Source organism: Sphingomonas sp. SP6, from assembly GCF_058313435.1.
Genome location: NZ_JBZFLG010000002.1, coordinates 404507 through 430162, shown reverse-complemented (window position 1 = coordinate 430162; position 25656 = coordinate 404507). Strand labels below are relative to the sequence as shown.

Here is a 25656-nt window from a genome sequence, read left to right as displayed (position 1 = left end):
TGGCGTCCCTTGGTGGAGCTAACGATGCGTCGATCCGTCCTGTTCGTTACCGCACTCTCCCTCGCGTCGCCCGCGTTGTCCGAGCCGGTCAGTCCGGCCCGGCACGAGGCGACCCTTGCCATGTTCGAACGGCTGATCGACACGCCGACGGTGATCGGCCGCGGCAAGGTGCCCGAGATGGCGGGCTACCTCGCCGCGGCGTTCAAGGCGGCCGGCTTTCCCCCGGCCGACGTCCGGGTGCTGCCGTACCAGACGCAGGCCAAGGACGGGTCCCAGACCGATACAACCGCCGCTTTGGTGGTGCGCTGGCGCGCGGCCGGCTCGCCGGCGGCTCGCCCGATCATGCTGATGGGGCACATGGACGTCGTCGAGGCCAAGCGCGAGGATTCGACGACCGATCCGTTCAAGCTCACCGTCCGCGACGGCTATTATTATGGTCGCGGCACGACCGACATGAAGGCCGGTCTCGTCGGCATCGCCCAGGCGCTGATCGATCTGCGCGCGAGCGGCTGGCGGCCCAAGCGCGACATCGTCGTGTTCTTCACCGGCGACGAGGAGACCAACGGCCTCGGCGCGCGCAAGGGTGCGACGGAGTGGCTGCCGATGCTCGGCAATCCCGCGCTCGGCCTGAACGCCGACGGGGGCGGGATCGGGTTCACCGCAACCGACACGCCGCTCGGCGCGACGCTCCAGACCGCCGAGAAGACCTATGCGGATTACCAGCTGAGCGTCACCAACCGTGGCGGTCATTCCTCCAAGCCGCGCGCCGACAATGCGATCTACCAGCTCGCACATGCGCTGGACCGGGTGGAAGCGCATCGCTTCCCTCAGCAGTTCAACGAAACCTCGCGCGCCTATTTCACCGCGGTCGCCCGGCAGGAGTCCGGCGCGACCCGGGACGCGATCCGCCGCTGGCTGGCGAACCCGAGCGACAACGCCGCGGCGGACGCGGTCGAGGGCGACGAGAAGTACGTCGGCCTGACCCGCACCCGATGCGTCGCGACCCGCCTGTCCGGCGGCCACGCCAACAATGCGCTGCCCCAACTGGCGACGGCCACGATCAACTGCCGGATCCTGCCCGGTGTCGAGCCTGATGCGATCCGGGACGAACTCCAGCGAGTGGTCGTCGATCCGGCGGTCTCGGTGACCCGTCTCGACGCGAACCAGGCCTCGCTCGCCTCCCCGCTCCGCGCCGACGTGACCGCCGCTTACACGAAGGCGGTGACGGCGCTTCATCCGGGGATGCCGGTCTATCCGGAAATGTCGACCGGCGCGTCCGACGCGCGCCCGTTCCGGGTGGCGGGCGTCCCCGTCTACGGCGTCGGCGGAGAGTGGGTGCGCGTTCCGGTCGATCTGCGCGCCCACGGCAAGGACGAGCGTCTGCCGGTCGCAGCGCTCGACGACAATGTCGCGCACTGGCGTATCCTCGTCCAGGAGTTGGCAGGCCGATGAGCAGGATCGCCGCCTCGGGATGCGGCGCGTGACGATCCGGGTACTCCTGGCGGGCGGCACGGGGCTGGTGGGCCGATTGGTGACCGAAATGCTTCTCGCCCGCAGCGATGTCACTCTCGTCAGCCTCGTGCGCGGCGTCCGGCCGCGGCCGTACGAACGGACCACCGATTTCGAGGCGCTGGCCGAATTGGGTGACGTGGGGAGCGACGAACCCTTCGACGTCGGCATCTCCTGCCTCGGCACCACCATCCGCAAGGCGGGCTCTCCGCAGGCGTTCCGCCGAGTGGATCGCGACTATGTCCTCGCGCTCGCACGCCTGGCGAAGGGACGCGGCGCGCAGCAGTTCATCCTGCTGACCTCGGTCGGGGCGGGCGGACGCGGCCTCTACCTGAGCGTGAAGGGTGAGGTCGAGGCCGCGGTCCGAGAGCTCGGGTTCCCGCGGCTGGACCTGATCCGGCCCGGACTGATCCTCGGCCCGCGCGAGGAGCGCCGACCGGCGGAGCGGTTCGCGCAGATGCTGGCACCTCTCCTCAATCCGCTCCTTCGGGGATCGATGGACCGATATGCCGCCGTTCCGGCCCCGGCCGTGGCGAGCGCCATCGCGCGCCTCGTGGGAAATCTCAATCCGGGTGCGCAAGCGCACCACAACCGCGCGATCCTCTCGGCGTAGGTGAAGCGGACGGGGTCGAGAGCCGACCGTGCGACCGGAACCGGGGTTAGATCCGGTGCGACCGACACCGTCTTCACCACGCAAAGGTCGGTCCGGACGCGGCATGGCCGTGACGACGGTCGACCAGGCTTGGGCGCGGGGCAAACCACGAACCGCATTAGCCTTTTCGTAGGTCATCAAGCGTTAGAGACAAAGGCTGACCATAGCGTTGGCGGGGAAGGTGGCGGGTATTCGGGACGGCTTCGGCGGCAGCGACAGCTTGACGATCGTGATCGTCGAGGTGGAGCGCTTCGCCAGCTACCGGCAGATGATCGGCACGTCGGCCGCCGACGCCGTCATGTCCGCGCTTCGCCGCCAGGTCGAAGCGGAGCTGCCATCGTGTTCGATCGGGCGGGTCGGCCGAACGACGGTCGAGATCGCGATCCCGAGCCAACACAAGGACGATATCGACGGCAAGCTGACGGCGCTTCGGACCGTCCTCTCGCGGCGTATCGACGTGAACGGCACGCCGCTGGATCCGGTGATCCGGATGGGCGCCGCACGGCGCCGGGCGAGCGAGAGCGAGGAAGAACTGCTCGATCAGGCCGCCGCCGCGCTGGAGGCGGCGCGCGCGGATCACCGTACCAGTCGATGGTTCGAGGATACCGATCCGCGTCGCCACCACGCCGATGCCGCTCTGATGGGGGATTTCGCCCGGGCGGTGGAGCAGGGCGGCCTTGAGTTGCGCTACCAGCCCAAGCTTGATCTCAAGTCGAATCGCGTGACCTCCGTCGAAGCGTTGCTCCGCTGGCCGGGCCGGCCCGAGCCGCTCGACATCGGCTACGTGATCGCGCTGGCCGAGCGGACGGGCCTGATCGGCGACATCACGGATTGGGTGCTGCGGCGCGCGGTCGCCGATCAGACGTCGCTTGCCCGCGCGTCGATCGACGTTCGGGTCGACGTGAACATCTCTGGCGTGCTGCTGACCGAACCGGCCTTCTTCGATCGCCTTTGCGCCGTGACCGGCGACACCTCGTCGATCGGTCTCGAGATCACGGAAACCGCCGTGATCACGGAGCCGAAGGCGGCGCTCGCCAACCTGAGCCGCTGCTCAGCGGCCGGCTTCCATATCGCGATCGATGATTATGGCTCGGGCTTGTCCTCGCTCGCCTATCTGAAACAGCTCCCGGCACAGGAGCTCAAGATCGACCGGCTCTTCGTCACGGGACTGGTCAACAGTCACCGCGATCCACTGCTGGTCCGCTCGTCGATCGATCTCGCGCATGCGCTCGAGATGGAGGTGACCGCGGAAGGCGTGGACGATGCGATGACCCTTGCGCTCCTGCGCGTCATGGGCTGCGACATCGCCCAGGGATTCCTGATCGCACCGGCGCTGCCGCTTGCCGATCTCGCCGCGTTCCTCACCAAGCCTGACGCGATCGAGCGCCTGAACGGGGCGGCGGCGCCGGCGAACTTCGCACTGCGGGCCGCCCGGTAAGCACTTGTTGAGCAAGTCCTTTCCGGAAGTCCTTACCGCCTGTCACTAGGCAGCATGGTTTAAGGACGAAACAGGGCGTCCAAGGGGAATGCCATGAAGACCCGGGATCGAAATCGTCGCCGCCGCCTGGCGCTGAGCATGACTTTGCCGTTCGCCGCCGCGCTGCCGGCGAAAGCGCAGATCGCGCCCTACCGGTCCGCTCTGCCGGCCGCCGCCGATACGCGCGTCGACCCGGCTCATCTCGCCGCACCGACCCCGAAGCCGCCCAAGCCGCCGAAGGAAGGCGGCGGCAAGAAGCCGGCGCCGCTCAACCCCGACCGCATCCTCAAGTCGCGATCCGGGCTGACCACGCCATTGTGGGGCAACATTCGCACCTTCTGGGGTGACGTCAGCCCGTTCTGGGGCAATATCCGCACCTTCTGGGGCGACGTCAGCCCGTTCGAGGGCGACCTGAATGCCTTTTGGGGCAATATCCGGACCTTCAACGAGGACGACCCGAACGGCCTCTCGCCGCTGTGGGGGAACATCCGCACCTTCAACGGCGATCTCGGGGCGAGCTGGGGCAATATCCGCACGTTCTGGGACACGATCCCGCCGGCCGATGCTCCGCCGGGTTCCTACGATCAGCTCGCCGGCCAGCTCGGCACGATGATCCAGCAGAGCAGCGACTTCTGGGGGGCCGCCGTCCAGGCGCAGACCGGACAATCGTTCATGGCGGGCTTCGGCGACAAGCTGCTCGCGAAGTACGGGATCGACCTTGCCAATCCGAACAGCCTCGCCGCGCTGGACCAGAGTGCGCGCGAGCACTTCTTCATCGATTGGTACGACGGGCTGATGAACTTCAGCGGCGCCGACCATGTCGATTATTGGATGAAGCAGGTGAACTGGTCGCCCTCGCTCACCCAGACCCTCGGGAACGGAAAGGACGCCAAGATCGGCCTGATCGACTTCAAGGTGACGGGCGACGATTCGCGGAACGTCGTCTCCTACGACGGCATCTCCGAAGTGGCGAACGGCCACGGGACGGCGGTCGCGAGCCTGATGGTCGCGGCGCATGACGGCAAGGGCGTGATGGGGATCGCTCCGCAGGCGTCGGTCTACGCCTACAATCCGTTCGACGAGACCGAGACCGCAGGTTGGGCGGACATCCGCAACGGCATCGTCGAACTCTCGCTGGCGGGCGTCAGTGTCGTCAACATGTCGCTGGGTGTGCCGCACTGGACGCTCAATCCCGACTGGAACACCGTGCTCTCCGACAAGGACGTGCGCAAGGTCGCGCAGAAGACGGTGTTCGTGATGGCGGCGGGCAACGACGGCGAAGCGCAGACCAAGAGCGTCACCTGGGCCAAGGACAACCCCGAGATCATCTTGGTCGGATCGGTCGACCCCAATGGCGTGATCTCCACATTCTCGAATCAGCCGGGCACCGCGTGCATGCTCGACGGGACGAAATGTTCTCCCGGCATGCGGCTGATGGACCGCTTCATCGTCGCGCCGGGCGAAATGATCCTCGTCTCGGACGGGCAAGGCGGCGTGACGCGAATGTCGGGGACCTCGTTCGCCGCGCCGCTGGTCACCGGCGCCATCGCGCTGATCGAGGACCGCTGGCCTTGGCTGTCGACCCACCCGAAGGATGTGGTCAACATCATCTTCAAGTCGGCGAAGGACCTCGGCGCGCCCGGCGTCGATCCGATCTACGGCAACGGCCAGCTGGACGTCCAGGCAGCGCTGTCGCCGCTCGACTACAACAAGCTGACTTACAAGCAGGTCGTCGACGGCAAGATCAAGGACATCTCGATCAAGGACCTGCGCGCCACGACCGCCGCGCAGCGGGCGACGTGGGAGCCGCTCAGCGTCTATTTCGCGCTGTTCGAGAAGACCGGCGAGTCGCAGCGCGACTTCGAGGTGCCGATGTCGAGCAAGCTCGCGAACCAGACCGTGCCGGTGCAAGGGTCGGCCGAACAGTTCATGACCTATCTCGTGTCGGGCTTCACCAACTGGCTCGGGCCGCCTACCAAGTTTGCGGGATCGGTGCCGACGCTCGGCTTCTCGTCCGCGTCGGCGACCACGACCGGGGTGACCGGGTTCGGCGACGCGACCGCCTCGCTCACCATGGCGCCGCGCGCGCAGCGGCTGGGCTTCGTCCCGACCGACGTGCCGTTCCAGAGCGTGCTTCGGATCGCCTCGCCGGACGGCCGCGTCGGCTTCCAGATGGGCAACGGCGATCAGGCCGCGGCGGTCGGCGGTCAGGCCGGCTTCGCCGCGCAGTCGGACTACGACGTGAACACAGGCGGCGCGAACCCCTTCCTGGGCCTGGCCTCTGGTGGCGCCTTCGCCCGGTTCGAAATGGCGGTCGCCCCGCGCCTCTCCGTCTCGACGGCGGTGACCCAGCGCACGCTGCAACGCAATCTCTACGGTGCGTCCCCGCAGATGCGTTTCGCATTCGGCGGATACGACGCCTACACGGCCCAGGCCGCGACGATGGGCGTCCGGTTCGACGCTTCGGACCGTCTGTCGACCTCCATCACCTACACCATGCTGCACGAGGAGAGCGCGGTGCTCGGGATGCAATCGCGCGATGACGGCGATCTGCCGGGTGGCTCGACCACCGACGCGGCGACGTTCGGCGCGGATTTGGCGCTCTCGCCGACGCTGACCCTGTCCGGCAGCGCGACGATGGGCCGGACCCGCGCGGGCGATCCCACGCGCGCCGCCTACGCAATCGCCGGCGGCGGCCTGCTCAGCAGTGCGTTCCAGCTGGGCCTCGGCAAGCAGAACCTGTTCGACCGTGCCGACCGGGTCCGCGTGACCTTCGCCCAGCCGATGCACGTCGAGCATGGTCGCGTGGACGTGACGACCGTCGGTGTGATCGACCGCGACACCGGCGAGATCGGGATGGTCACCCAGAACGTGCCGGTCGCGTCGCTGCGACGCCGGTACGTGGCGGAGATGGCGTATGGCCGCGACGTCATGGGCGGAAAGGCTCAGGTCAGCTTGTTCGGCCGGGCGAACCTGGCCACCGGCGGCGATCCGGACCTTGCGCCGCTCACCGCCGGCGCGGCGTTTCGACTGCCTTTCTAAGGTGTTGGGAGGAAACCGTTAACCCTGTCGACCTACCCTGGACGTGACGTGCCTTCGGGGAGGATGGATGCGGTTCGGACTTCTGCTGATCGCTGTGGGACTGGCGTCCGCGCCCGCGCTCGCCGACGATGCGCCGTTTGCTGCGTTCGACCGGAGCGTCACCGCCACGAAGGCGGCGATGATGGGCGACCCTCAGGCCGCGCTCAGGACGGCGCGGCAGTCGCGCGCGCTCGCGCAGGCGCTGCCGCCAGGCCCGCGCGCGGACATCGCGCAGGCGACCGCTCAGTGGCTCGAAGGAGAGGCGCTGATCGGGATCAACGCGCCGGAGCGCGCCAAGCCGCTGATCGAGGCGGCGCTCGCCACCGTCCAGCGCGAGGCAGCCGCAAGTAAGCTCGCTGGCGACCTGATGCGCTCGCGCGGCGCGATCGCCGCCATCAGCGGCCAGGTCCAGGAGGCGCTGGCGGACTTCCAGGCCGCCTATCGCATCTACGTCCATGCCGGCGAAACGCGAAGCCAGGCGATCGCGCTTCAGGACATCGGGGCGATCTACCTCGACGCGGGCGACTATCAGCAGGTGCTGCGCTACTATGCGCGCTCGGCCGAGGTGTTCTCGGCGGATCCCTATCTTCTTCTGACCACGCACAACAATCGCGCGCAGGTCTACCGCGAGACCAAGCGGTTCTCCGAAGCGATCGCGGAGTATCGGAGCGCCGTGCAGGACGCGCGGAAGGTGGGCAGCCCCCAGCTCGAGGCTCGCATCCTGACCAATCTCGCCGCGACGCTGGTCGATGCGGGCAGACCGGGCGAGGCCACCGCGGTGATCGCGCGTGCCGGCGCGCTGCACGCTTCGGGCGAGGCGCCGTTCGTCCTCGGGGTCCGAGCCAAGATCGCCGCGGCGCAAGGGAACAAGATCGAGGCGGCGAGCCTGCTGAACCAGGTGTTCGCCGGAGCGGACCTGCGCGCCACGCCCATGCCGTTTAGGGAATTCCACCAGCTTGCCGCCGATGTCTTCGAGGCGACGGGCGATCAGACGCTGGCGCTCGCCCATCTGCGCGCGTTTCACCGGCTCGACAACGAGGCCCGCGCCCTGATCGCGTCCACCAGCGCGCAACTCGTGTCGGCAAGGTTCGACTTCACGAGTCAGAACCTGCGGATCGCTCAGCTCAAGCAGGGGCAACTGACCCGCGACATCCAGATCGAGCGGCAGCAGTCCCGGTTCCGCACGATCCTGCTCGGCGGTCTGCTCGGTGCAGGCGCAATCGTCCTCGCGCTCGTGGTCGCCGCCTTTCTCTCGATCCGACGGAGCCGCAATCAGGTGCGCGCCGCCAATGCCGACCTCACCGTCACCAACGAGCGGCTTGGCGACGCGCTCGCGGCCAAGTCCGAATTCCTGGCGATGACGAGCCACGAGATCAGGACGCCGCTCAACGGCATCCTGGGGATGACCCAGGTGCTGCTCGCCCGCCCGAACGTCGACCCCGAAACCAAGACCCAGGTCGCGGTGGTGCAGACCGCGGGCGAGGCGATGAAGGCGATCGTCGACGACATCCTCGACGTCGCCAAGATGGAGCGCGAGGCTGTGACGCTGAACCCGGCGGCAACCGATCTCCGCGCGATCCTCAAAGGGGTTGCGGAGCTTTGGCGGGCGGAGGCCGAGTCCAAGGGGATCGCGTTGCGCCTCGACGACGCCGATGCGCCGATGCGGATCGTCGCCGACGGTCCGCGGTTGCGCCAGGTGCTGGGCAATCTCGTCTCGAACGCCGTCAAGTTCACGCGCCTTGGATACGTCGAGATTACGGCCCGCGCGGCGGACGACCGGTTGCTGATCGATGTGGTCGATACCGGGATCGGCATCGCGCCCGACCATCACGAGACGATCTTCGAGACGTTCCGGCAGGTCGACGCGGCCACGACTCGCGAGTTCGGGGGCACCGGCCTCGGTCTCGCCATCTGCCGGCGGCTGGTGACGGCGATGGGGGGAACGATCGCCGTCGACAGCGCGCCGGGGGTCGGCTCGACATTCACGCTCGACCTGCCGCTCGAACTGGCCGCGTCGGACGATGTGGCGGACCTCCCCGCGACCGAACGGCTGCTGCTCCTCGAGCCCAATCTGTTGCGGCAGAGCATGCTGCGGACGCTGCTTTCCGCGAAGTTCGGCGCGGTCGTCGCGACCTCGAGCGAGGTGGAGGCGCGCGCTCTCATCAAGGCGCAGCCCTGGGGCAGATTGTTGTTCGACGGCGAATCCGCGTGCGCGGACGATCCGTCGAGAGCCGCTGCGCTGGTCGACCACGCGACCGCGCACGGTGTCCCGACCATCATGCTCCATCCTCGGACGGAGGCATGGACGACCGGTGGCTTTCAAGCCGCACGGCTTGTCGCCAAGCCGGTGGACGGGGCGACCCTCCTCGCCGCCCTCGCCGAGGCCCGAGAGCTGAGTCGCGCAGCTTAACAGCTGCATAACCTCAAACGCCTACCTTGGCGGGAACAGCGAAGGCCGCGTGATGCAAATTCTCTTCGTCGAAGACGATCCGATGAACCGCCGGGTGGTACGCGACATGCTAAGCGTCGTCGGCGCGGACATGTCCGAAGCGCCGGACGCCGAGACCGGACTCCGGATGATCGACGAGAACGATTACTCGGTCGTGTTGATGGACATCCGCATGCCCGGGATGGACGGGCTGAGCGCGATCCAGCACCTCCGGAACCGGGCCGACGCCAAGAATATGGTGCCGGTGGTGGTCGTCACCGCCGATACCGCGATCGATCTCAAGGAGCGCTGTTTCGCCTCGGGCGCGGACGAGGTCATCCAGAAGCCCGTGGCGATGGGCGCCCTGATCGAGGTGCTCGGTCGGATGCTCGCCAAGAACGAGGGTGCGCTGCCGTTCTGAACCTCGGCCGCGGCAGAGCCGTGCCTCAGCGTCGCGCCACCGGCAAGTGACCGGATCGGCCCTCGTCCTTCGCGCGGATGTCGGCCGCTGTCAGCCCTGTCCGTGACCCTCCTCGCACCACACCAGGACCCCCTCACGGGATGAGCAGCGAAGCATCTCCGTAGGAGTAGAACCTATAGCCATTCTCAATGGCATGCGCGTACGCGGCCTGCATCCGGTCGAGCCCCATCAGCGCCGAGACCAGCATGAACAGCGTTGACCTTGGCAGGTGGAAGTTGGTCAGCAGCCCGCCGATCGCGCGAAAGCGATAGCCCGGGGTGATGAAGATCGACGTGTCGCCCTCGAACGCGCGGACCATCCCGTCCTCACCCGCCGCGCTCTCCAGCAGCCGTAGCGAGGTCGTGCCGCAGGCGATGATCCGGCCGCCCGCCGCACGCACGGCATTGATCCGGTCGGCGGCATCCGCGTCGATCCGGCCCCATTCGGCGTGCATCGCGTGGTCGCGCGTGTCCTCCGCCTTGACCGGCAGGAACGTCCCCGCGCCGACGTGGAGCGTGAGCGTGACATGCTCGACCCCGCGGATCGCCAGCGCCGCCATCAGCGCCGGCGTGAAGTGGAGCGCCGCGGTCGGCGCGGCGACGGCGCCCGGTTTTGCCGCGAACATCGTCTGATAGTCGTCCGCGTCGCGCGCGTCGGTTGGGCGCTTGCCGGCGATATAGGGCGGCAGCGGCATCCGGCCGGCGCGGTCGAGCAGCAGTTCGACCGGCGCGTCGCCGGCGAACTCGAGCGCCCAGCTGCCGTCCTCCGCGCGGTCGCGCGCGGTCGCCGACACGCCCGCGCCGAAGTCGATCGCGTCCCCCTCGCGCAGCCGGCGGCCGTTGCGGACGAATGCGCGCCAGCGCCGCGGCCCCTCGCGCTTATGGAGCGTCGCGCCGATCCTGGCGTCTCCGCGCACAGCCTCGAGCTGCGCCGGGATCACGCGCGTGTCGTTGAACACCAGCAGATCGCCCGCGCGGAGCTCGTCGGGCAGGTCGGAGACACGCCGGTCCCGCATCGCACCCCCTGCCACGACCAGCAGCCGCGCGCTGTCGCGGGGGGCGGCGGGGCGGAGCGCGATCCGCTCGGGCGGCAGGTCGAAGTCGAAGAGGTCGACGTTCACCGCTTCGTCGACGATCCCTGCGGCTTGGACGGCACCGTCGGCGGCTTGCGCGACACCGTCCCCGGCAACGTCACCGGCGCGGGCGGCGGCGCCGCGGGCGCGGCCTGGTACGGCGGGGGATTGTCGCTCGCCAGATAGGCATGGAGCACCCGCGTCGGGTTTGCCGGCGGCTCGCCCCGCTCGATCGCGTCGACGTACGGCATACCGTCGAGCACGCGGCCGAATACGGTGTACTTCTGGTCGAGCGCGAAGCGCGGCTGGAAGACGATGTAGAACTGGCTGTTGGCGCTGTCGGGCTTGTCGGCGCGCGCCGCCGCCACCGCGCCGCGGACGTGCGGCAGCGAGTTGAACTCGGCCTTGATGTCGGGCAGCGTCGAGCCGCCGGTCCCGTCGCCCTTGGGATCGCCGCCCTGCGCCATGAAGCCGTCGATCACGCGGTGGAACACCAGCCCGTCGTAGAAATGCTGGCGGGTCAGCGCCTTGACCCGCTCCACCATCAGCGGCGCGGCGTCGGGGCGCAACTGGATGGTGACGCGCCCGCCGTCGGAGAGGTCGAGCAGCCAGGTGTTCTCCGCGGTCACGGCGGGGGGCACCGCGGCGACGCGCGTCGGCGCCGCCGCGCTGGCGGGCGGCGGCGCCGGCGGGGCGGGCTGCGCCGCGGCCGGCGCGGCGAACGCGAAGAGAAGGGCGAGAACGGCGGGCAGACGCATCGAGACAATCACCGGCAGGACAAGAGACGCGCCCGCTTAGACGAAACCGCCGCTTGCGCCAACGTGAACGCTTGCCGCCGCGCGCTTACGTGCGCGGCCCGAGCGCGGCGACCTTGGCCATCACCTCGTCCTTCACATCCGGGGTCACGAACTTGGCGATGTCGCCGCCGTAGACCGCGATCTCCTTGACCAGCTTGGAGGCGATCGGTTGCAGCGCGACGTCGGCCATCAGGAAGACGGTCTCGACCCGCGCGTTGAGCTGCTGGTTCATCCCCGCCATCTGATATTCGTACTCGAAGTCGGCGACCGCGCGCAGCCCGCGGACGATGATCGACGCGCCCTGCGCTTCGGCGAAATCCATCAGCAGCGAATTGAACGTGACGACGCGGATGTCGCCCTCGATCCGGGCGACCTCGCGCTCGACCGTCGCCATCCGCTCGTCGAGCGAGAACATCGGCGATTTGGAGGCGTTGGTGGTCACCCCGATCACCAGTTGGTCGACCAGCTTCGCGCCGCGGCGGATGATCGAGACATGGCCCAGCGTGATGGGATCGAAGGTGCCGGGATAGACGCCGATGCGGTGCTTCATGCCGGCCCTCAATGGTCGCGTTGCAGGACGAAGCGCGCGATCTCCCGGAGCAGGTCGGCTTCGGCGCCATAGGCGTGGAGGTGCGCGATCGCCTGGTCGACCAGCATCCCGCAGCGCGTCCGCGCCTGCTCGACGCCGAGCAGCGAGACGAAGGTCTCCTTGCCCTGGCCTTCGTCCTTCCTCAGCTTCTTGCCCATCAGCGCCTCGTCGCCCTCGACGTCGAGCAGGTCGTCGACGATCTGGAAGGCGAGGCCCAGGTCGCGCGCGTAGCCGCGCAGACCGGTGCGCCCCTCGGGTGGGACGCGCCCGAGGATCGCGCCCGCCTCCACCGAAGCGGCGATCAGCGCGCCGGTCTTGAGCGCCTGGAGCCGCGTGATGGTGGGCAGATCGAAGCTGGTCGTCTCGGCGACGATGTCCATCATCTGCCCCCCCGCCATCCCGGCCGGACCGGCGGCGCGGGCGAGATCGAGCACCAGTTCGGCGCGGACGAACGGGTCGGGATGCGTGTCCTCGTGCCCCAGGATCTCGAACGCGAGCGCGTGGAGGCTATCCCCCGCCAGCACCGCGGTCGCCTCGTCCCACACCTTGTGGACCGTCGGGCGGCCACGGCGCAGGTCGTCATTGTCCATCGCCGGCAGGTCGTCGTGGATGAGGCTGTAGACGTGGATCGCCTCGATCGCGGTGCCGACCCGGCCCGAACAGTCGCGGTCGACCGCGAACAGCCGCCCCGTCGCATGGACCAGGAGCGGGCGCAGCCGCTTGCCGCCGTCGATCGCGGCGTGACGCATCGCCTTGTAGAGATCGGCGCGCGCGTCGTCCGGCACGGCGAGCAGCGCGTCGAAGCGGCGGTCGATATCGGCGGCGACCTCCGCCATCGCGTCCTGAAGCAGGCTGCTGTCCTCGCGCGTGATCGGCATCGTGCTCACCCGACGGCGAACGGCTTGACGCCCGCGGCGCGCCCGTCCGCATCGACCCGGATCGCCTCGATCCGCGCCTGCGCGGCGTCGAGCCGCTCGGCGCAGCGCGCTCGCAACGCATCGCCGCGCTCGTAGAGGCTGATCGACTCCTCCAGCGTCTCCTCGCCCGATTCGAGGCGGGACACGATCGCTTCCAATTCCCTGAGCGCGGCCTCGAACGACAGCTCGCCGACGGGCTTATCCTGATCCATGCAAGTCCGTATGCCCGCGCGCCGCGGCGGCGGCAAGGCGGGGCGGCGACCGGATGTGACATCGCGTTTCCGCCCCGGATTGCCGACCGCCGCGAGGCCGGGCTAGGGTCGCGCGCGAGTTTGGGGGAGTAAGGGCATGCCGGCGACGGGGCGCGCGTCGATCATCGGGGAACGCTGGCCGCTGTTCTGGTCGGGTTGTGCGGCGATCAGCGTCGGCGTGGCGCTCCACCTGCCGATGCTGGCGATGGCGCACCGCATGGGCAACCATCTGTCGGGGATGCCGATGGATGCGTCGATGTACGCGGGCATGGCTCTGATCGCGCTCGGCGTCCCGGCGGCGATCGTCGGCGCGCTTCCGACCCGCAGGGCGACGCACGGCGCCTCCGCCGGCACGTCGTTCGAGGCGCCCGACTCGACCCCGCTGACGCGCGCTCACGCCGCGGTGCTGGTGGTGCTGACGCTGGGGCTGGTGATCGACACGATGAAGCCCGCAACGCTCGGCTTCGTGCTGCCGGGGATGCGGGGCGAATACGGGATCGCCAAGCACACCGCCGCGCTGCTGCCGTTCGTCGCGCTGACCGGGACCACGGTGGGCTCGTTCGTCTGGGGCTGGCTCGCCGACGTCTACGGGCGGCGGGTATCGATCCTCTTGTCCACGATCCTGTTCGTCTCGACCTCGATCTGCGGGGCGATGCCCGCGTTCGCGTGGAACCTCGTCATGTGCTTCCTGATGGGATGCTCGGCCGGCGGGATGCTGCCGGTGGTCTATACGTTGCTGGCCGAGGTGATGCCGCCGCGGCATCGCAGCTGGGTGCTGGTGCTCGTCGGCGGCACCGGGCTGGTCGGCGGCTATCTGGCGGCGTCGGCGGCCGCGCATACGTTCGAGCCGGTGCTCGGCTGGCGCAGTCTGTGGCTCCAGGGCTTCCCGACCGGGCTGCTGCTGCTCGCGCTCGCCCGCTGGATCCCCGAATCGCCGCGCTTCCTCGCCGAGCGGGGGATGGACGTCGAACTCGCCGACATGGCGCGTCGCTTCGGGATCGTCCCGCGCCCGCGCAGCCCCGCGCCCGCCGACGCCGTCCCTGCCGCCCGCCATCATCGCCAGCTGACCTTCGCGCTCGTCCTGACCGCGCTCGCCTGGAGCTTCGTCAACTTCGGGCTGCTGCTGTGGCTGCCGAGCGATCTGCAGGACCGCGGCTTCTCCGCCTCGCTCGCCAGCGGGATCATCGCCAGCTCGGCGCTGATCGCATTGCCGACGATCATGGTCGCGGCGCTGCTCTACAGCCGCTGGAGCAGCAAGTGGACGTTGGTGGGGACGGTGCTGCTCACGCTCGCCGGGCTCGCGGGGGCGCTGCTGCCCGCAGCGACGCTCGCCAGCCCGCCGGTGCTCGTCGCGGTGATCGCGCTGCTGGTCGTCGGCAGCAACGGGCTGATCGCGGTGCTGCTTCCCTATGCCGCCGAAAATTACGCGCTCGGGGTCCGCGGCCGCGCGACGGGGCTGATCGCGGGGGCGAGCAAGTTCGGCGGCGTCGCGGTGCAGCTCGGCGCGTTTGCGGGACTGATCCCGACGCTCGGCGGCGCGGCGCTGGTCCTGCTCGCGCCCGCCGCGCTGTCGGCGGCGATGATCGCCCGCGCCGGGCGCGAGACCCGCGGCCGCAGCCTGCGCGAGCTCGAGGCGCAGTAACGCCGGGTCCCCTCCGCCGCGCCCGGCGAGACGCGCGCGCGCCGGCCGAGGCGGCTCGCTGGCACTGCACGGCCGACGTCGTGATCCTGCGCGCGCGACACGGCCATGGGATCGCAGGTCTGGCGACCGGGCGGCGCCGGTGCGTCTAGGGCCCCACCTCCAGCACGATCTTCCCCACATGGTCCCCCGCCTCCATCCGCGCGTGCGCGGCGGCGGCTTCGCTCAGCGGATAGACCTGGTCGATCACCGGCCTCAGCCGCCCCGCCTCGACGTGGGGCCACACCGTCCGCGCCAGTTCGTCCGCCACCATCGTCTTGAACGAGGCGTCGCGCGCGCGCAGCGTCGATCCGGTCAGCGTCAGCCGCCGCCGCATGATCTCGAAGATCGGCACCTCCGCCTTCGCCCCGCGCTGCACCGCGATCGAGACGTGGCGGCCGTCGTCGGCCAGGCATTGGAGATTGCGCGGCAGATAGTCGCCGCCGACCATGTCGAGCACCGCGTTCACGCCCTTGCCGCCGGTGATCGCCTTTACTTCGGCGACGAAATCGGCGGTCTGGTAGTTGATCGCGTGGTCCGCGCCGAGCCGCAGCGCCGCGGCGCATTTCTCGTCCGATCCGGCGGTGACGATCGTGGTCAGCCCGAACAGCCGGCCGAGCGCGATCGCCATGGTGCCGATCCCGCTCGTGCCGCCATGGACCAGCACGATGTCGCCTTCGACCGCAAAGGCGCGCTCGAACAGGTTGGTCCAGACGGTGAACAGCGTTTCGGGGATCGCCGCCGCCTCGAGCATCGTCAGCATCTCGGGGACCGGCAGGCACTGCCCCGCCGGGGCGACGGCATAGCCGGCATAGGCCCCGCCGGCGACCAGCGCGCAGACCGGCTGGCCGATCATCTCGGGCGGAACCTCGTCGCCGACCGCCACCACCGTCCCCGCCAGTTCGAGCCCCGGGATCGTCGGCGCGCCCGGCGGCGGCGGGTACAGCCCCATCCGCTGCATGACGTCGGGCCGGTTGACCCCCGCCGCCGCGACCCGGATCAGCACCTCGCCCTCGGCCGGCGCCGGCGTCGGCCGCTCGACCACACGCAGCACCTCCGGCCCGCCCGCCGCTTCAGGGTCGATCGCGCGCATCGTCGTCGGTAGGTCCGTCATCGGCCTGGTCCCCCCTCCGGTCCGTCGCCGATACGTCGGGCCGAAGGCGGCGCTTATTGACATCGCCGATCCGCGGGTCAACGCTCTGCACCGTGGACCTGGACGATCTCCTGGGGCCCCGGCCCGAAGGCTCGCGAGACGGGCCGCTGCCCGCGCTGCTGCGCGAGGATCTGGATCGCCTGTCCGTCTCCGAGCTGGAGGCCAGGATCACCGCGTTGGACGGCGAGATCGCCCGCTGCCGCAAGAAGATCGAAGGCGCCGTTAACCATCGTGCAATCGCCGACGAGCTATTCAAGCGATGAGCCCCGTGGTGCCGGCCGCGCGATGCTCTCGCCGCCGGTTCGACGCCGATCGCGTGGAGGTCGGGGCGCTTGATGCCGGGGGCTCGGCTCCCGACATAGTCGCAAAGGGCCGCGCTCCCCACGCGGGTCCCACGGAGTAAGATCATGCCATCCTTCGCCGGCGCTCTCGAAACCACGCTCCACAAGGCGCTCGAGGCCGCCTCCTCGCGTCGCCACGAATATGCGACGCTCGAACACCTCCTCCTCGCGCTGATCGACGACGAGCATGCCTCCAAGGTCATGCAATCGTGCGGCGTCGATCTGGGCGAGCTCAAGCAGACCGTCGCGCATTACCTCGATACCGAGCTCGATGCGCTCAAGGTCTCCTCGGCCACCGATCCGTCGCCCACCAGCGGCTTCCAGCGCGTCGTCCAGCGCGCGATCCTCCACGTCCAGTCCTCGGGGCGCGACGAGGTGACGGGGGGGAACGTCCTCGTCGCCCTGTTCAGCGAGCGCGAGAGCTATGCGGTCTATTTCCTCCAGCAGCAGGACATGAGCCGCCTCGATGCGGTGAGCTTCATCTCGCACGGCGTCGGCAAGGGCGCGCAGGCGGAGACTGCGCAGGGTCCCAAGGGCGCCGAGGAGAAGGAGGAGAAGAAGCCCGCCGACAAGAAGGGCGAAAGCGCGCTCAAGCAGTTCTGCGTCGATCTCAACGAGAAGGCGAAGAACGGCAAGGTCGATCCGCTGATCGGCCGCGGGCCCGAGGTCGACCGGACCGTCCAGATCCTGTGCCGCCGCTCGAAGAACAACCCGCTCTACGTGGGCGATCCCGGCGTCGGCAAGACCGCGATCGCGGAAGGGCTGGCGCGCAAGATCGTCGAGGGCGACGTGCCCGAGGTGCTGCTGCCCGCGGTGATCTATTCGCTCGACATGGGCGCGCTGCTCGCGGGCACCCGCTACCGCGGCGACTTCGAGGAGCGGCTGAAGCAGGTCGTGAACGAGCTCGAGAAGCTGCCCCACGCGATCCTGTTCATCGACGAGATCCACACCGTGATCGGCGCCGGCGCGACCAGCGGCGGGGCGATGGATGCGTCCAACCTCCTGAAGCCCGCGCTGTCCGGCGGGGTGATCCGCTGCATCGGCTCGACCACGTACAAGGAGTTCCGCAACCACTTCGAGAAGGACCGCGCTCTCCTGCGCCGCTTCCAGAAGATCGACGTCAACGAGCCGACGATCGAGGACACGATCAAGATCCTCGCCGGGCTGCGCTCGGCGTTCGAGGAGCACCACAGCGTCAAGTACACGCCCGATGCGATCAAGTCGGCGGTCGAGCTGTCGGCGCGTTACATCAACGACCGCAAGCTCCCCGACAAGGCGATCGACGTGATCGACGAGGTCGGCGCGATGCAGATGCTGGTCGTCCCGTCGAAGCGCAAGAAGACGATCACGCCCAGGGAGATCGAGGCCGTGATCGCCACCATGGCGCGCATCCCGCCCAAGAGCGTGTCCGCCGACGACAAGACCCAGCTCGCCACGCTCGAGACCGATCTGAAGCGCGTCGTCTTCGGCCAGAACGCGGCGATCGAGAAGCTGTCGTCCGCGATCAAGCTCGCCCGCGCCGGCCTGCGCGAGCCCGAGAAGCCGATCGGCAACTACCTGTTCACCGGCCCGACCGGCGTCGGCAAGACCGAGGTCGCCAAGCAGCTCGCCGCGATCCTCGGCATCCCGCTCCAGCGCTTCGACATGAGCGAATATATGGAACGGCACAGCGTCTCGCGGCTGATCGGCGCGCCTCCGGGCTATGTCGGCTTCGACCAGGGCGGGCTGCTGACCGACGCGGTCGACCAGAATCCGCACTGCGTCCTCCTGCTCGACGAGATCGAGAAGGCGCATCCGGATCTGTTCAACATCCTCCTCCAGGTGATGGACAACGGGCGGCTGACCGACCAGCACGGCAAGACCGTCGATTTCCGCAACGTCATCCTGATCATGACGACCAATGCGGGCGCATCCGACATGGCGCGCGAGACGCTGGGCTTCGGCAATCTCAGCCGCGAGGGCGAGGACGAACAGGCGGTGCAGAAGCTGTTCACACCCGAGTTCCGCAACCGGCTCGATGCGATCGTTCCGTTCGGCTATCTGCCGACCGAGGTGGTGGCGCGGGTGGTGGACAAGTTCATCCTCCAGCTCGAACTCCAGCTGGCGGACCGCGACGTCCACATCAAGCTCGACGACGACAGCCGCAAGTGGCTGACCGACAAGGGCTATGACAAGCTGTACGGCGCACGCCCGATGGGCCGGCTGATCCAGGAGAAGATCAAGCAGCCGCTCGCCGAGGAGTTGCTGTTCGGCAAGCTCGTCCACGGCGGCGAGGTCACCGTCCGGCTGAAGGACAATGCGCTGGCCTTCGAGATCGAGCCCGCCGCGCCGAAGAAGCCCAAGAAGAAGGGCGGCAAGCCCGCGCCGGTGACGGCGGAGTAAAGGGTCGACCGTCTCACCTTGATCGCTCGCGAAGAGGCTGCCCGGCTCGCGCCGCGGCAGCCTTTTTCGCGGATCCGGCTCGCCCCCCGCGGCCCGTTGCTGCGGCGACAAGCCGATCGCGCGAGCTTCACCGAAGTCGGCTGGTCGCCGGGCGAGCCGTCCCAGACCATCACGCTCGTGGACGACCGACGATGACAGCCATCGCCGCCCGGCACGATCGTCTCACCGCAACGGCGCGCGCTCCCAACCGCTGAGCAGCGCCGCCACGTCGTCGTAGATCGCCGCCGCCCCGCGCAGCTCCTGGTCGCTGAACCCGCCCGATCGAACCGCGATCGTTCGCACCCCGACCTTCGCCGCCGCCTCGACGTCATAGGGCGTGTCGCCCACCGCCACCGCCTCGCCCGCGCGCGCGCGCGCTTTTTTCAGCGCGGCGGCGAAAATGTCGCCCGCGGGCTTGGTGGTCGAGACGTCGTCCGAACTCGTCGTCGCGCTCACCACGTCGCGCACCGCCAGCAGGTCGAGATAATGGTCCGCCTCCTCCTGGCTTGCCGACGACGCCAGCACCACCGTTTTCCCCGCGCGCCGGACCCGCCGGAGCAGGTCTGCCGCGCCCGGAAAGGGCTTCACCTGCGCCAGATAGCGCGCCTTGAAGATCTCGCCGTGCCGCGTGTCGAGCGCCTCCACCTCGGCCTTCGACGCCCCCGGCAGCAGCGTCGGGACGAGCAGATCGCCGCCCTTGCCGATCTGTCCCGTGATCCGCTCGCGCGGGATCCGGTGCCCCGCCTCGCGGAACGCCGCCGCCCAGGCCTCGACGTGGAAGCCGTTCGAATCGACAAGGGTCCCGTCGATGTCGAACAGTACCGCCCGCACGCAGGTGCCTCGCCGCGTCGTCCACGCGACCGCACCCGCTGCCGCCAGCAGCGCCGCGCCCGCCGGCCCGCGCCCGCGCCGGAGCAACGCCAGGCCGCCCGCCGCGACCAGCGCCGGGCCGGCCCCGACCTGCCTGATCGCGGCCGCCCGCGCGAGCCTGGCCGCGATCCGCGGCGCCGAGCGGAGCGCGTGCTCGGCCATGCCCGGCGTCGCCGCAGGCGCGGGGAGCGCGGACCACACGGGCTCGGCGGCGTCGGACCCTGCGACATGATCCGCCACCCAGGCCCGCCGCGCGCCCAGCGGCCGCGGCGCGCCCGTTGTCGTGTCCTCGGCGGTCTGGTGCTCGAATTCGGCGTTGAGCTCCGCCCCGAACAGCAGGATGTAGCTCGACAGGTAGAGCCAGGTCAGCAGCACGACGACCGCGGACAGCGAACCATAGGTCGCGCCATAATGGCCGAAGTTCGCGACATAGACGCCGAAGCCGATCGTCAGCAGCAGCCACAGCACCGCCGCCAGCCCCGATCCCGGCGTCAGCCACACCCACGTCGCCTGCGCGCGCGCAGGGCCGAAGCGGTAGAGCGTCGCCGCGGCCGCCGCCCCCGCCACCGTCATCACCGCATAGGAGGCCAGCTTGCCGATCACGAGCGTCCAATCGGGCAGCGTCGGCAGGAGCGTCTCAAGCTGGCCCATCGCGGTCACTGCGACCATCGCCAGCACCGCGACGACCACCCCGCCCGCGGTGATCGCCAGCGCGAGCGCATTGGTCTTGACGAAGCCGCGCGTCTCCTCCTCGTCGTACGCGATGTTGAGCCCGGTGATGACCGCGCCCGCGCCGCTCCGCGCGCTGACCAGCGCCAGCGTGAGCGCCAGCGCCAGCGCGAACCCCTTCTTCCCGTCCGACGAGCCGACGATGCCGAGCAGCTGATCCCCGATCAGCTTCGCCGCCTCGCGCGGCATGACGCCGGCGAGCTGGTTGATGTTCTCGACCACCGTCTTCGGCTCGGCGAACAGCCCGTAGCTGAGCACGATCGCCCCGAGGATCGGCACGATCGCCAGGAACCCGGAAAAGGCGATCCCGCCCGCGATCAACCCGATATTGTCGGTCGAGGCCTCGTTCCAGGTCCGCAGGAGGATCGCCTTCCACGCCGCCCACGGCACCGCCCACGGGCTCTTGGCGCTGCGGCCTTGCTGATCCAACGTTTGCTCCTCGGCTTGGAGGAGGAGTAACCGCAGGATCAGGAGGGTGTTCCCGATCGGTCGGCGCCCGACGTCCTTACGCCAACGGCGTTGCGAGAAGCTTGGTTTCCAGCCCGATGTGGTCGGATAGGAACGGGGCGCCTTCGCTCAGCGTGCTGTCGGGGAATGGCCGTCGCCGGATGCGCGTGAAGTCCAGCGAGAAGGTGTGCGCATTCGTGGGACGCTCGACGAAAAGATAGTCGATCCGCTCGGACGAGTCGGCAGGGTCCGGCGCCCCCGATGCGTCGACCCCGGGTTTGCCGGCATCATCGCAATAGCCGAACTCGGCGGATGCGGGGTCCCGTATTACCGTGCAGACATGGTCGAACCGGTGCTCCCCATCCTCGTCGGCGCCGCCGTGGGTGCCCCCCCAGATGGTCCCGGGATGCGGCACCGGGGCGTAGCTCAGCTGGGTCGCGAAGAGATCATCGAGGCCGATCGACGCGAACGCCTGAACCAGCTCCGCGTAGAAAGACGGGTCGCTCGCCGCGATGTTCAGGTCGCCGCAAAAGACGGTGATGTTCTCAGGGCGGCGAGTCTTCTGTATGAAGGCGATCGCTTCGTTGACCTGCGCCATCCGCCGCGCCTGCAAGGCCTCGGGGGTGAGCAGGAGCGCGATCTGCGCCGAGACGATCGCCAGCGCGTCCCCCAGCAGGTCCGCACCTGAGATCAGGTGGCTGCCGTACAGATCGATCACGCCGGGCCCGATCCGCACCCGCGTCAGCAATACACCCTTGCTCGCCCAGGCATCGGTGTCGAGCAGTCGTTCCCCGACCGCCTCGAAGACGTAGGGGATGGTCTCCAGGATCTCACAATCGCCCGTCGTGATCCGGTATAGTCCCCCGTCGATCAGTGCGATCGGCTTGCGCACGAGCTGCTCGATCGACGGCACATGGATCGACACGCCGGACCCGTCCCAGCCCTTGCGGATGCGGTCCCGCGCCTCGTTGATCGAGCGGCCGGGCCCGAGTACCGACCAATCCCAGACTTCGGACAGCGCCATGATGTCGTAACCGGACTCGGCGCAAGCGCGGCCGATCGCGTCGGCACGCTCCTCGAGCGCCGGCTTGGCGCCCAGCGAGGTATCAATGTCCACACCAAGGTAGTGGAGCAGCAAGCCGGCTACGCTGATGTTGAAGCCGGTCAGTACCGTGACGGGGTTGATTCCCGCGGCATCAAGGAGGCGGGCGATGCCAACCACCGTGTTGCCCAGAACCTCGACGAGGACGTCGATCGCCTGCTTGCCGCCGTGTTCCAGGATCGCTTCGATGATCAGGCCCGACGCTACGGTGCCAATGCCCAACGTGCCGACGGCGAGGCCCACCTCAATGGCCGTAAGCGCGGTCTTGCTGATCCCGAGCCGCTTCGCGAGCCGGCCCTTGCCGACGATTTCGTCCAGCATGTCGACCGGGTTGACCGCGAAGCGCGCGACGATATCGACAAGCTTGATGTCAAGGTCGACGATGGCCTGGACCGCGGTAACGCCCAGCACCGCGAGAATCTCGTCGAGGTCGATCAGCGGGTTGAGGCCGGGAAGCAGGTAGGTGTTGTAGCAAAGCAGCGACCGCCACGACGCGCTTGCAAGTTCGTGACGGGCCACGATGCGCCGAAAGGAGACCTGTGGCGACGGATCGTGCCACCGGTGCCGGGCGAACAGGTCCGCGAGCGACTCTGACGGTCGGATGACGTCCATTGCGCTGGCAATCTCGCGAAAGCTGGTCATCGCTACTCTCCCCTGCGGCTCGGCTCAGGGCTTACCTTCACCGGCCGGGAAATCTTCCGGAGACAGTTTCGCGAGCACGGCCTCGACGTGCGTCAGGCGCTCGGCGAGCGCCGCGACGCCGGCCAGTCCGATCCGGCGTTCGTGGGAAGTGCCGGCGTAGAGGACCAACGACGCATCGCCCTGGTCGACGATGAACTCCCACCGGTACTGCCCCATGAACGTCCCGTTGAAGCGCAGCCCGTTCGAGGGATCGTAGCGGAGCGTCTTGGCGACGGTCAGGGCCTTCTCCGCGTGGAGCTCCTCCGTCGCGCTCACCGAATACTGGCTGACCACCAGCTTGTCGTTCCCCGACCAGAGGCGAGCCGTGCCGCCATCCGCATACCAGACCCACCGCTGTCCGGACAGCGGAGTCTCGGCAAAGTCTGCGACGTCGCGCGACTGGAATGAAAAGCCGGCACCCGGCCCTGAACTGTGGACTTCGCTTCCGTGAACGTGAAGCTGCCGCTGTGGAACTCCAACGTTGACGCCGACTCGTCCGTTCACCGTTGCAGTCAGCACGTCGTCGGAGGAACGCAACCGCGCTGTGCCCGCCTTCGCGTACCAGATCCAGCGCTCGCCCTGCTTGGGACTTTCTACCCAAGCGTTGATGTCGCGGTCGGCGAAGGAGAAGCCGGCGGTGATCCCCCGAACAAACGCCTGGCCGACCGTTGAAACTGTGAAGATATCTCCCAACCCCGCGGTCCACATCCGCGCGGTGTTCTTGTCGGCGTAGAGAACCCAGCGATCGCCGATCGTGTCGGGAAACTCTTCGTCGCCCTTGTGTCGAACGGAGAACGAGTAGCCGCCCGAGCCGCCACCGCTATGGATCTCGCCGGTCGTGACATGGACGGGCCGTTGCGCCGTCCCCCCACCGATCCTCAGCGCACCGACGATCTCGACGGCATCTTCCGCAAGCTTCACATCAGACGTCATCACAGGTCCCCGCTGCTGAGGAACGGGATTCATCCCGTCCTTCACCCGATCACGCGACCTGTCTTCTACTTTGTCCCGGAAGTTTCCACGTCGGCCCACCCGTGTCAACCGCCCGGGAGCGTACTGTGCGACACGCCGCTATTGCGGACCTCCGGCGCGAGAAGGGCGACTCACGCCGCCACCGCCTCTTCCGCCGCCAGCCACTCCGCCTCGGCCGCCGCGATCGCCTTCTCGATCGCGCCGCGCCGCTGCATCAGCTCGCCCATCGTCAGCCGGGCGAGCGCCCCGTCCGCCTGCGCCGGATCGAACATCGCCCGGTCGATCCCGCTCTTCTGCGCGTTGAGTGCGGCCAGCGTTGCCTCCGCCTCCTGCGCGCGCTTCTTCAGCGCCGCCTCACCCGCGCGTTTCTCGGCCGCGGCGCGCTTGTCCTTCTTCGCGGCCCTGGCGGGTTTCGCGTCGGGATCGCCCGCCAGCACGAAGGCGATGTAATCATCGAGCGTCCCGTCGAACTCGCGCGCCGTCCCGCTGTCGACCAGCACCAGCCGGTCGGCGGTCATCTCGATCATGTGGCGATCGTGGCTGACGATCAGCACCGCGCCCTTGAACCCGCTGAGCGCCTGGATCAGCGCCTCGCGCGCGTCGACGTCGAGGTGGTTGGTCGGCTCGTCGAGGATCAGCAGGTGCGGCGCGTCGCGGGTCACCAGCGCCAGCGCGAGCCGCGCGCGCTCGCCCCCCGACATCTTGCCGACCGCGCCCGTCGCGCGCTCGCCGCTGAAGCCGAACCGCCCCAGTTGCGCGCGCACCGCCCCCGGGCTCGCGCCCTTCATCGCCCGCGTCATGTGGGCGAGCGGGGTGTCCGCGCCGTCGAGCTCCTCAACCTGATATTGGGTGAAGTACCCGACGCGCATCTTGCCCGACGCGCTCTTCTCTCCCGCCATCGGGGTCAGCTGCGCCGCGAGCAGCCGGGCGAGCGTCGTCTTGCCGTTGCCGTTGCGCCCCAAGAGCGCGATCCGCTCCTCGGGATCGAGCCGCAGGTTCAGCCGCTGGAGGATCGGCGTCTCGCCGTAACCGACCGCGGCGTGATCGAGCGTGATCAGCGGCGGCCGCAGCTGGTCCGGGTCCGGAAAATCGAAGCTGAGCGAGGGATCGTCGACGATCGCGGCGATCGGCTGCATCCGCGCGAGCATCTTGGCGCGGCTCTGGGCCTGCTTCGCGGTCGAGGCGCGCGCCGAGTTGCGGGCGACGTAATCCTGCAGCTTCGCGCGCTGCGCCGCCTGGTTCGCCCGTGCCGCCTCGGCCTGCGCCTGCCGCTCGGCGCGCTGCGTCTCGAAGGCGTCGTAGCCGCCGGGATAGAGCGTCAGCTTGCCGCGCTCCAAGTGGAGGATGTGGTCGACGACGTTGTTGAGGAAGTCGCGCTCGTGGCTGACGATGACGATCGTCGCGCGGTAGGATTTGAGGAAGTCCTCGAGCCACAGCACGGCTTCGAGGTCGAGGTGGTTCGAGGGCTCGTCGAGCAGCAACACGTCGGGCTGCGAAAACAGCAGCGCGGCGAGCGCGACCCGCATCCGCCACCCGCCCGAGAAATGCTCGAGCGCGCGGCCCTGCATGTCCTCGTCGAAGCCCAGCCCCTTGAGGATCCGCGCCGCCCGCGCCGGCGCGGCGTGCGCGTCGATCGCGGTCAGCCGCTCGTGGATGTCGCCCAGCCGGTGGAGCTCCTCCTCGGTCTCGGCGAAGTGGAGCGTCTCCTCCTCGGCGACCAGCGCGGCGCGCTCGACGTCGGCGGCGAGCACGGTCTCGAACGGCGTCGCCGCACCCGCTGGCGCTTCCTGCGCGACATAGCCGAGCCGCGACTGGCGCGGCATCTCGGCGGCGCCCTCGTCTGGGTCGAGCATCCCCGCGATGACGCGGACGAGGGTGGACTTGCCCGCGCCGTTGCGCCCGATCAGCCCGACGCGGGATCGCGGCGGGATCGCGGCGGAGGCGTGGTCGAGGATGGTGCGCCCGCCGAGGCGCACGGTGATGTCGGTGAGGGTCAGCATGATCGGGCGGCGCTCTACACGCGCGCGCC

At 69.1% G+C, this 25656-nt stretch carries 19 protein-coding genes; 9 read left to right on the top strand and 10 right to left on the bottom strand.

Going from position 1 to position 25656, the window contains the following annotated elements:
• Positions 1-24 precede the first annotated feature (24 nt).
• The 6 genes from AC4GYY_RS07775 to AC4GYY_RS07750 all read left to right on the top strand — a co-directional run bounded on the left by AC4GYY_RS07775 (position 25) and on the right by AC4GYY_RS07750 (position 9568).
• Positions 25-1452 (top strand): M20/M25/M40 family metallo-hydrolase, encoded by a 1428-nt coding sequence (locus AC4GYY_RS07775; RefSeq protein WP_491119698.1) that lies wholly within the window; start codon positions 25-27, stop codon positions 1450-1452.
• A 28-nt stretch (positions 1453-1480) separates the two neighbouring features.
• Positions 1481-2122 carry an NAD-dependent epimerase/dehydratase family protein gene (locus tag AC4GYY_RS07770; RefSeq protein WP_491119697.1) on the top strand — a complete coding sequence of 214 codons (642 nt, stop codon included), beginning with the start codon at positions 1481-1483 and terminating at the stop codon, positions 2120-2122.
• A 220-nt stretch (positions 2123-2342) separates the two neighbouring features.
• A complete protein-coding gene (locus AC4GYY_RS07765) occupies positions 2343-3599 on the top strand; it encodes an EAL domain-containing protein (RefSeq protein ID WP_491119696.1) in 1257 nt (418 codons plus the stop codon).
• Positions 3600-3692: 93 nt separating this feature from the next.
• Positions 3693-6680 (top strand): S8 family peptidase, encoded by a 2988-nt coding sequence (locus tag AC4GYY_RS07760; RefSeq protein WP_491119695.1) that lies wholly within the window; start codon positions 3693-3695, stop codon positions 6678-6680.
• Positions 6681-6747: 67 nt separating this feature from the next.
• On the top strand, positions 6748-9129 hold the full coding sequence (locus AC4GYY_RS07755) for a tetratricopeptide repeat-containing sensor histidine kinase (protein ID WP_491119694.1): 2382 nt from the start codon (positions 6748-6750) through the stop codon (positions 9127-9129).
• 52 nt (positions 9130-9181) lie between these two features.
• A complete protein-coding gene (locus AC4GYY_RS07750) occupies positions 9182-9568 on the top strand; it encodes a response regulator (RefSeq protein WP_491119693.1) in 387 nt (128 codons plus the stop codon).
• A 133-nt stretch (positions 9569-9701) separates the two neighbouring features.
• Here the strand turns inward: AC4GYY_RS07750 and queA are convergent, their stop codons facing one another.
• From queA to AC4GYY_RS07725, 5 genes are all read right to left on the bottom strand, one after another.
• Positions 9702-10727 (bottom strand): tRNA preQ1(34) S-adenosylmethionine ribosyltransferase-isomerase QueA, encoded by a 1026-nt coding sequence (queA, locus tag AC4GYY_RS07745; protein ID WP_491119692.1) that lies wholly within the window; start codon positions 10725-10727, stop codon positions 9702-9704.
• Positions 10724-11437, bottom strand: a complete 714-nt coding sequence (locus AC4GYY_RS07740; RefSeq protein WP_491119691.1) for a peptidylprolyl isomerase — start codon at positions 11435-11437, stop codon at positions 10724-10726. The genes queA and AC4GYY_RS07740 overlap by 4 nt, the downstream gene beginning before the upstream one ends.
• 85 nt (positions 11438-11522) lie before the next feature.
• Positions 11523-12026 (bottom strand): pantetheine-phosphate adenylyltransferase, encoded by a 504-nt coding sequence (gene coaD / locus AC4GYY_RS07735; protein WP_491119690.1) that lies wholly within the window; start codon positions 12024-12026, stop codon positions 11523-11525.
• Between the two features lie 8 nt (positions 12027-12034).
• Positions 12035-12943 (bottom strand): polyprenyl synthetase family protein, encoded by a 909-nt coding sequence (locus AC4GYY_RS07730; protein WP_491119689.1) that lies wholly within the window; start codon positions 12941-12943, stop codon positions 12035-12037.
• Positions 12944-12948: 5 nt separating this feature from the next.
• A complete protein-coding gene (locus AC4GYY_RS07725) occupies positions 12949-13194 on the bottom strand; it encodes an exodeoxyribonuclease VII small subunit (RefSeq protein WP_491119688.1) in 246 nt (81 codons plus the stop codon).
• A gap of 136 nt (positions 13195-13330) precedes the next feature.
• Between AC4GYY_RS07725 and AC4GYY_RS07720 the strand changes: the two genes are divergently transcribed.
• Positions 13331-14875: an MFS transporter gene (locus AC4GYY_RS07720; RefSeq protein ID WP_491119687.1), complete on the top strand. Its 1545-nt coding sequence runs from the start codon at positions 13331-13333 to the stop codon at positions 14873-14875.
• A 145-nt stretch (positions 14876-15020) separates the two neighbouring features.
• On the opposite strand, the gene AC4GYY_RS07715 is transcribed toward AC4GYY_RS07720, so the two are convergent.
• Entirely contained in the window at positions 15021-16025 is a 1005-nt protein-coding gene (locus AC4GYY_RS07715; protein WP_491119686.1) for an NAD(P)H-quinone oxidoreductase, read from the bottom strand.
• A 92-nt stretch (positions 16026-16117) separates the two neighbouring features.
• On the opposite strand from AC4GYY_RS07715, the gene AC4GYY_RS07710 reads away from it, so the two are divergent.
• On the top strand, positions 16118-16327 hold the full coding sequence (locus tag AC4GYY_RS07710; protein WP_491119685.1) for a DUF1192 domain-containing protein: 210 nt from the start codon (positions 16118-16120) through the stop codon (positions 16325-16327).
• A 144-nt stretch (positions 16328-16471) separates the two neighbouring features.
• On the top strand, positions 16472-18787 hold the full coding sequence (clpA, locus tag AC4GYY_RS07705) for an ATP-dependent Clp protease ATP-binding subunit ClpA (RefSeq protein ID WP_491119684.1): 2316 nt from the start codon (positions 16472-16474) through the stop codon (positions 18785-18787).
• Positions 18788-19009: 222 nt separating this feature from the next.
• Here clpA and AC4GYY_RS07700 read toward each other — a convergent pair whose 3' ends face one another.
• The 4 genes from AC4GYY_RS07700 to AC4GYY_RS07685 all read right to left on the bottom strand — a co-directional run bounded on the left by AC4GYY_RS07700 (position 19010) and on the right by AC4GYY_RS07685 (position 25627).
• Entirely contained in the window at positions 19010-20854 is a 1845-nt protein-coding gene (locus tag AC4GYY_RS07700; RefSeq protein WP_491119683.1) for a YhjD/YihY/BrkB family envelope integrity protein, read from the bottom strand.
• A 76-nt stretch (positions 20855-20930) separates the two neighbouring features.
• On the bottom strand, positions 20931-22616 hold the full coding sequence (locus AC4GYY_RS07695; protein ID WP_491119682.1) for an endonuclease/exonuclease/phosphatase family protein: 1686 nt from the start codon (positions 22614-22616) through the stop codon (positions 20931-20933).
• A gap of 24 nt (positions 22617-22640) precedes the next feature.
• Complete coding sequence (locus AC4GYY_RS07690; protein ID WP_491119681.1) at positions 22641-23588, bottom strand: hypothetical protein; 948 nt, start codon at positions 23586-23588, stop codon at positions 22641-22643.
• Between the two features lie 170 nt (positions 23589-23758).
• Positions 23759-25627, bottom strand: a complete 1869-nt coding sequence (locus tag AC4GYY_RS07685; RefSeq protein WP_491119680.1) for an ABC-F family ATP-binding cassette domain-containing protein — start codon at positions 25625-25627, stop codon at positions 23759-23761.
• Between the last annotated feature and the right edge of the window lie 29 nt (positions 25628-25656).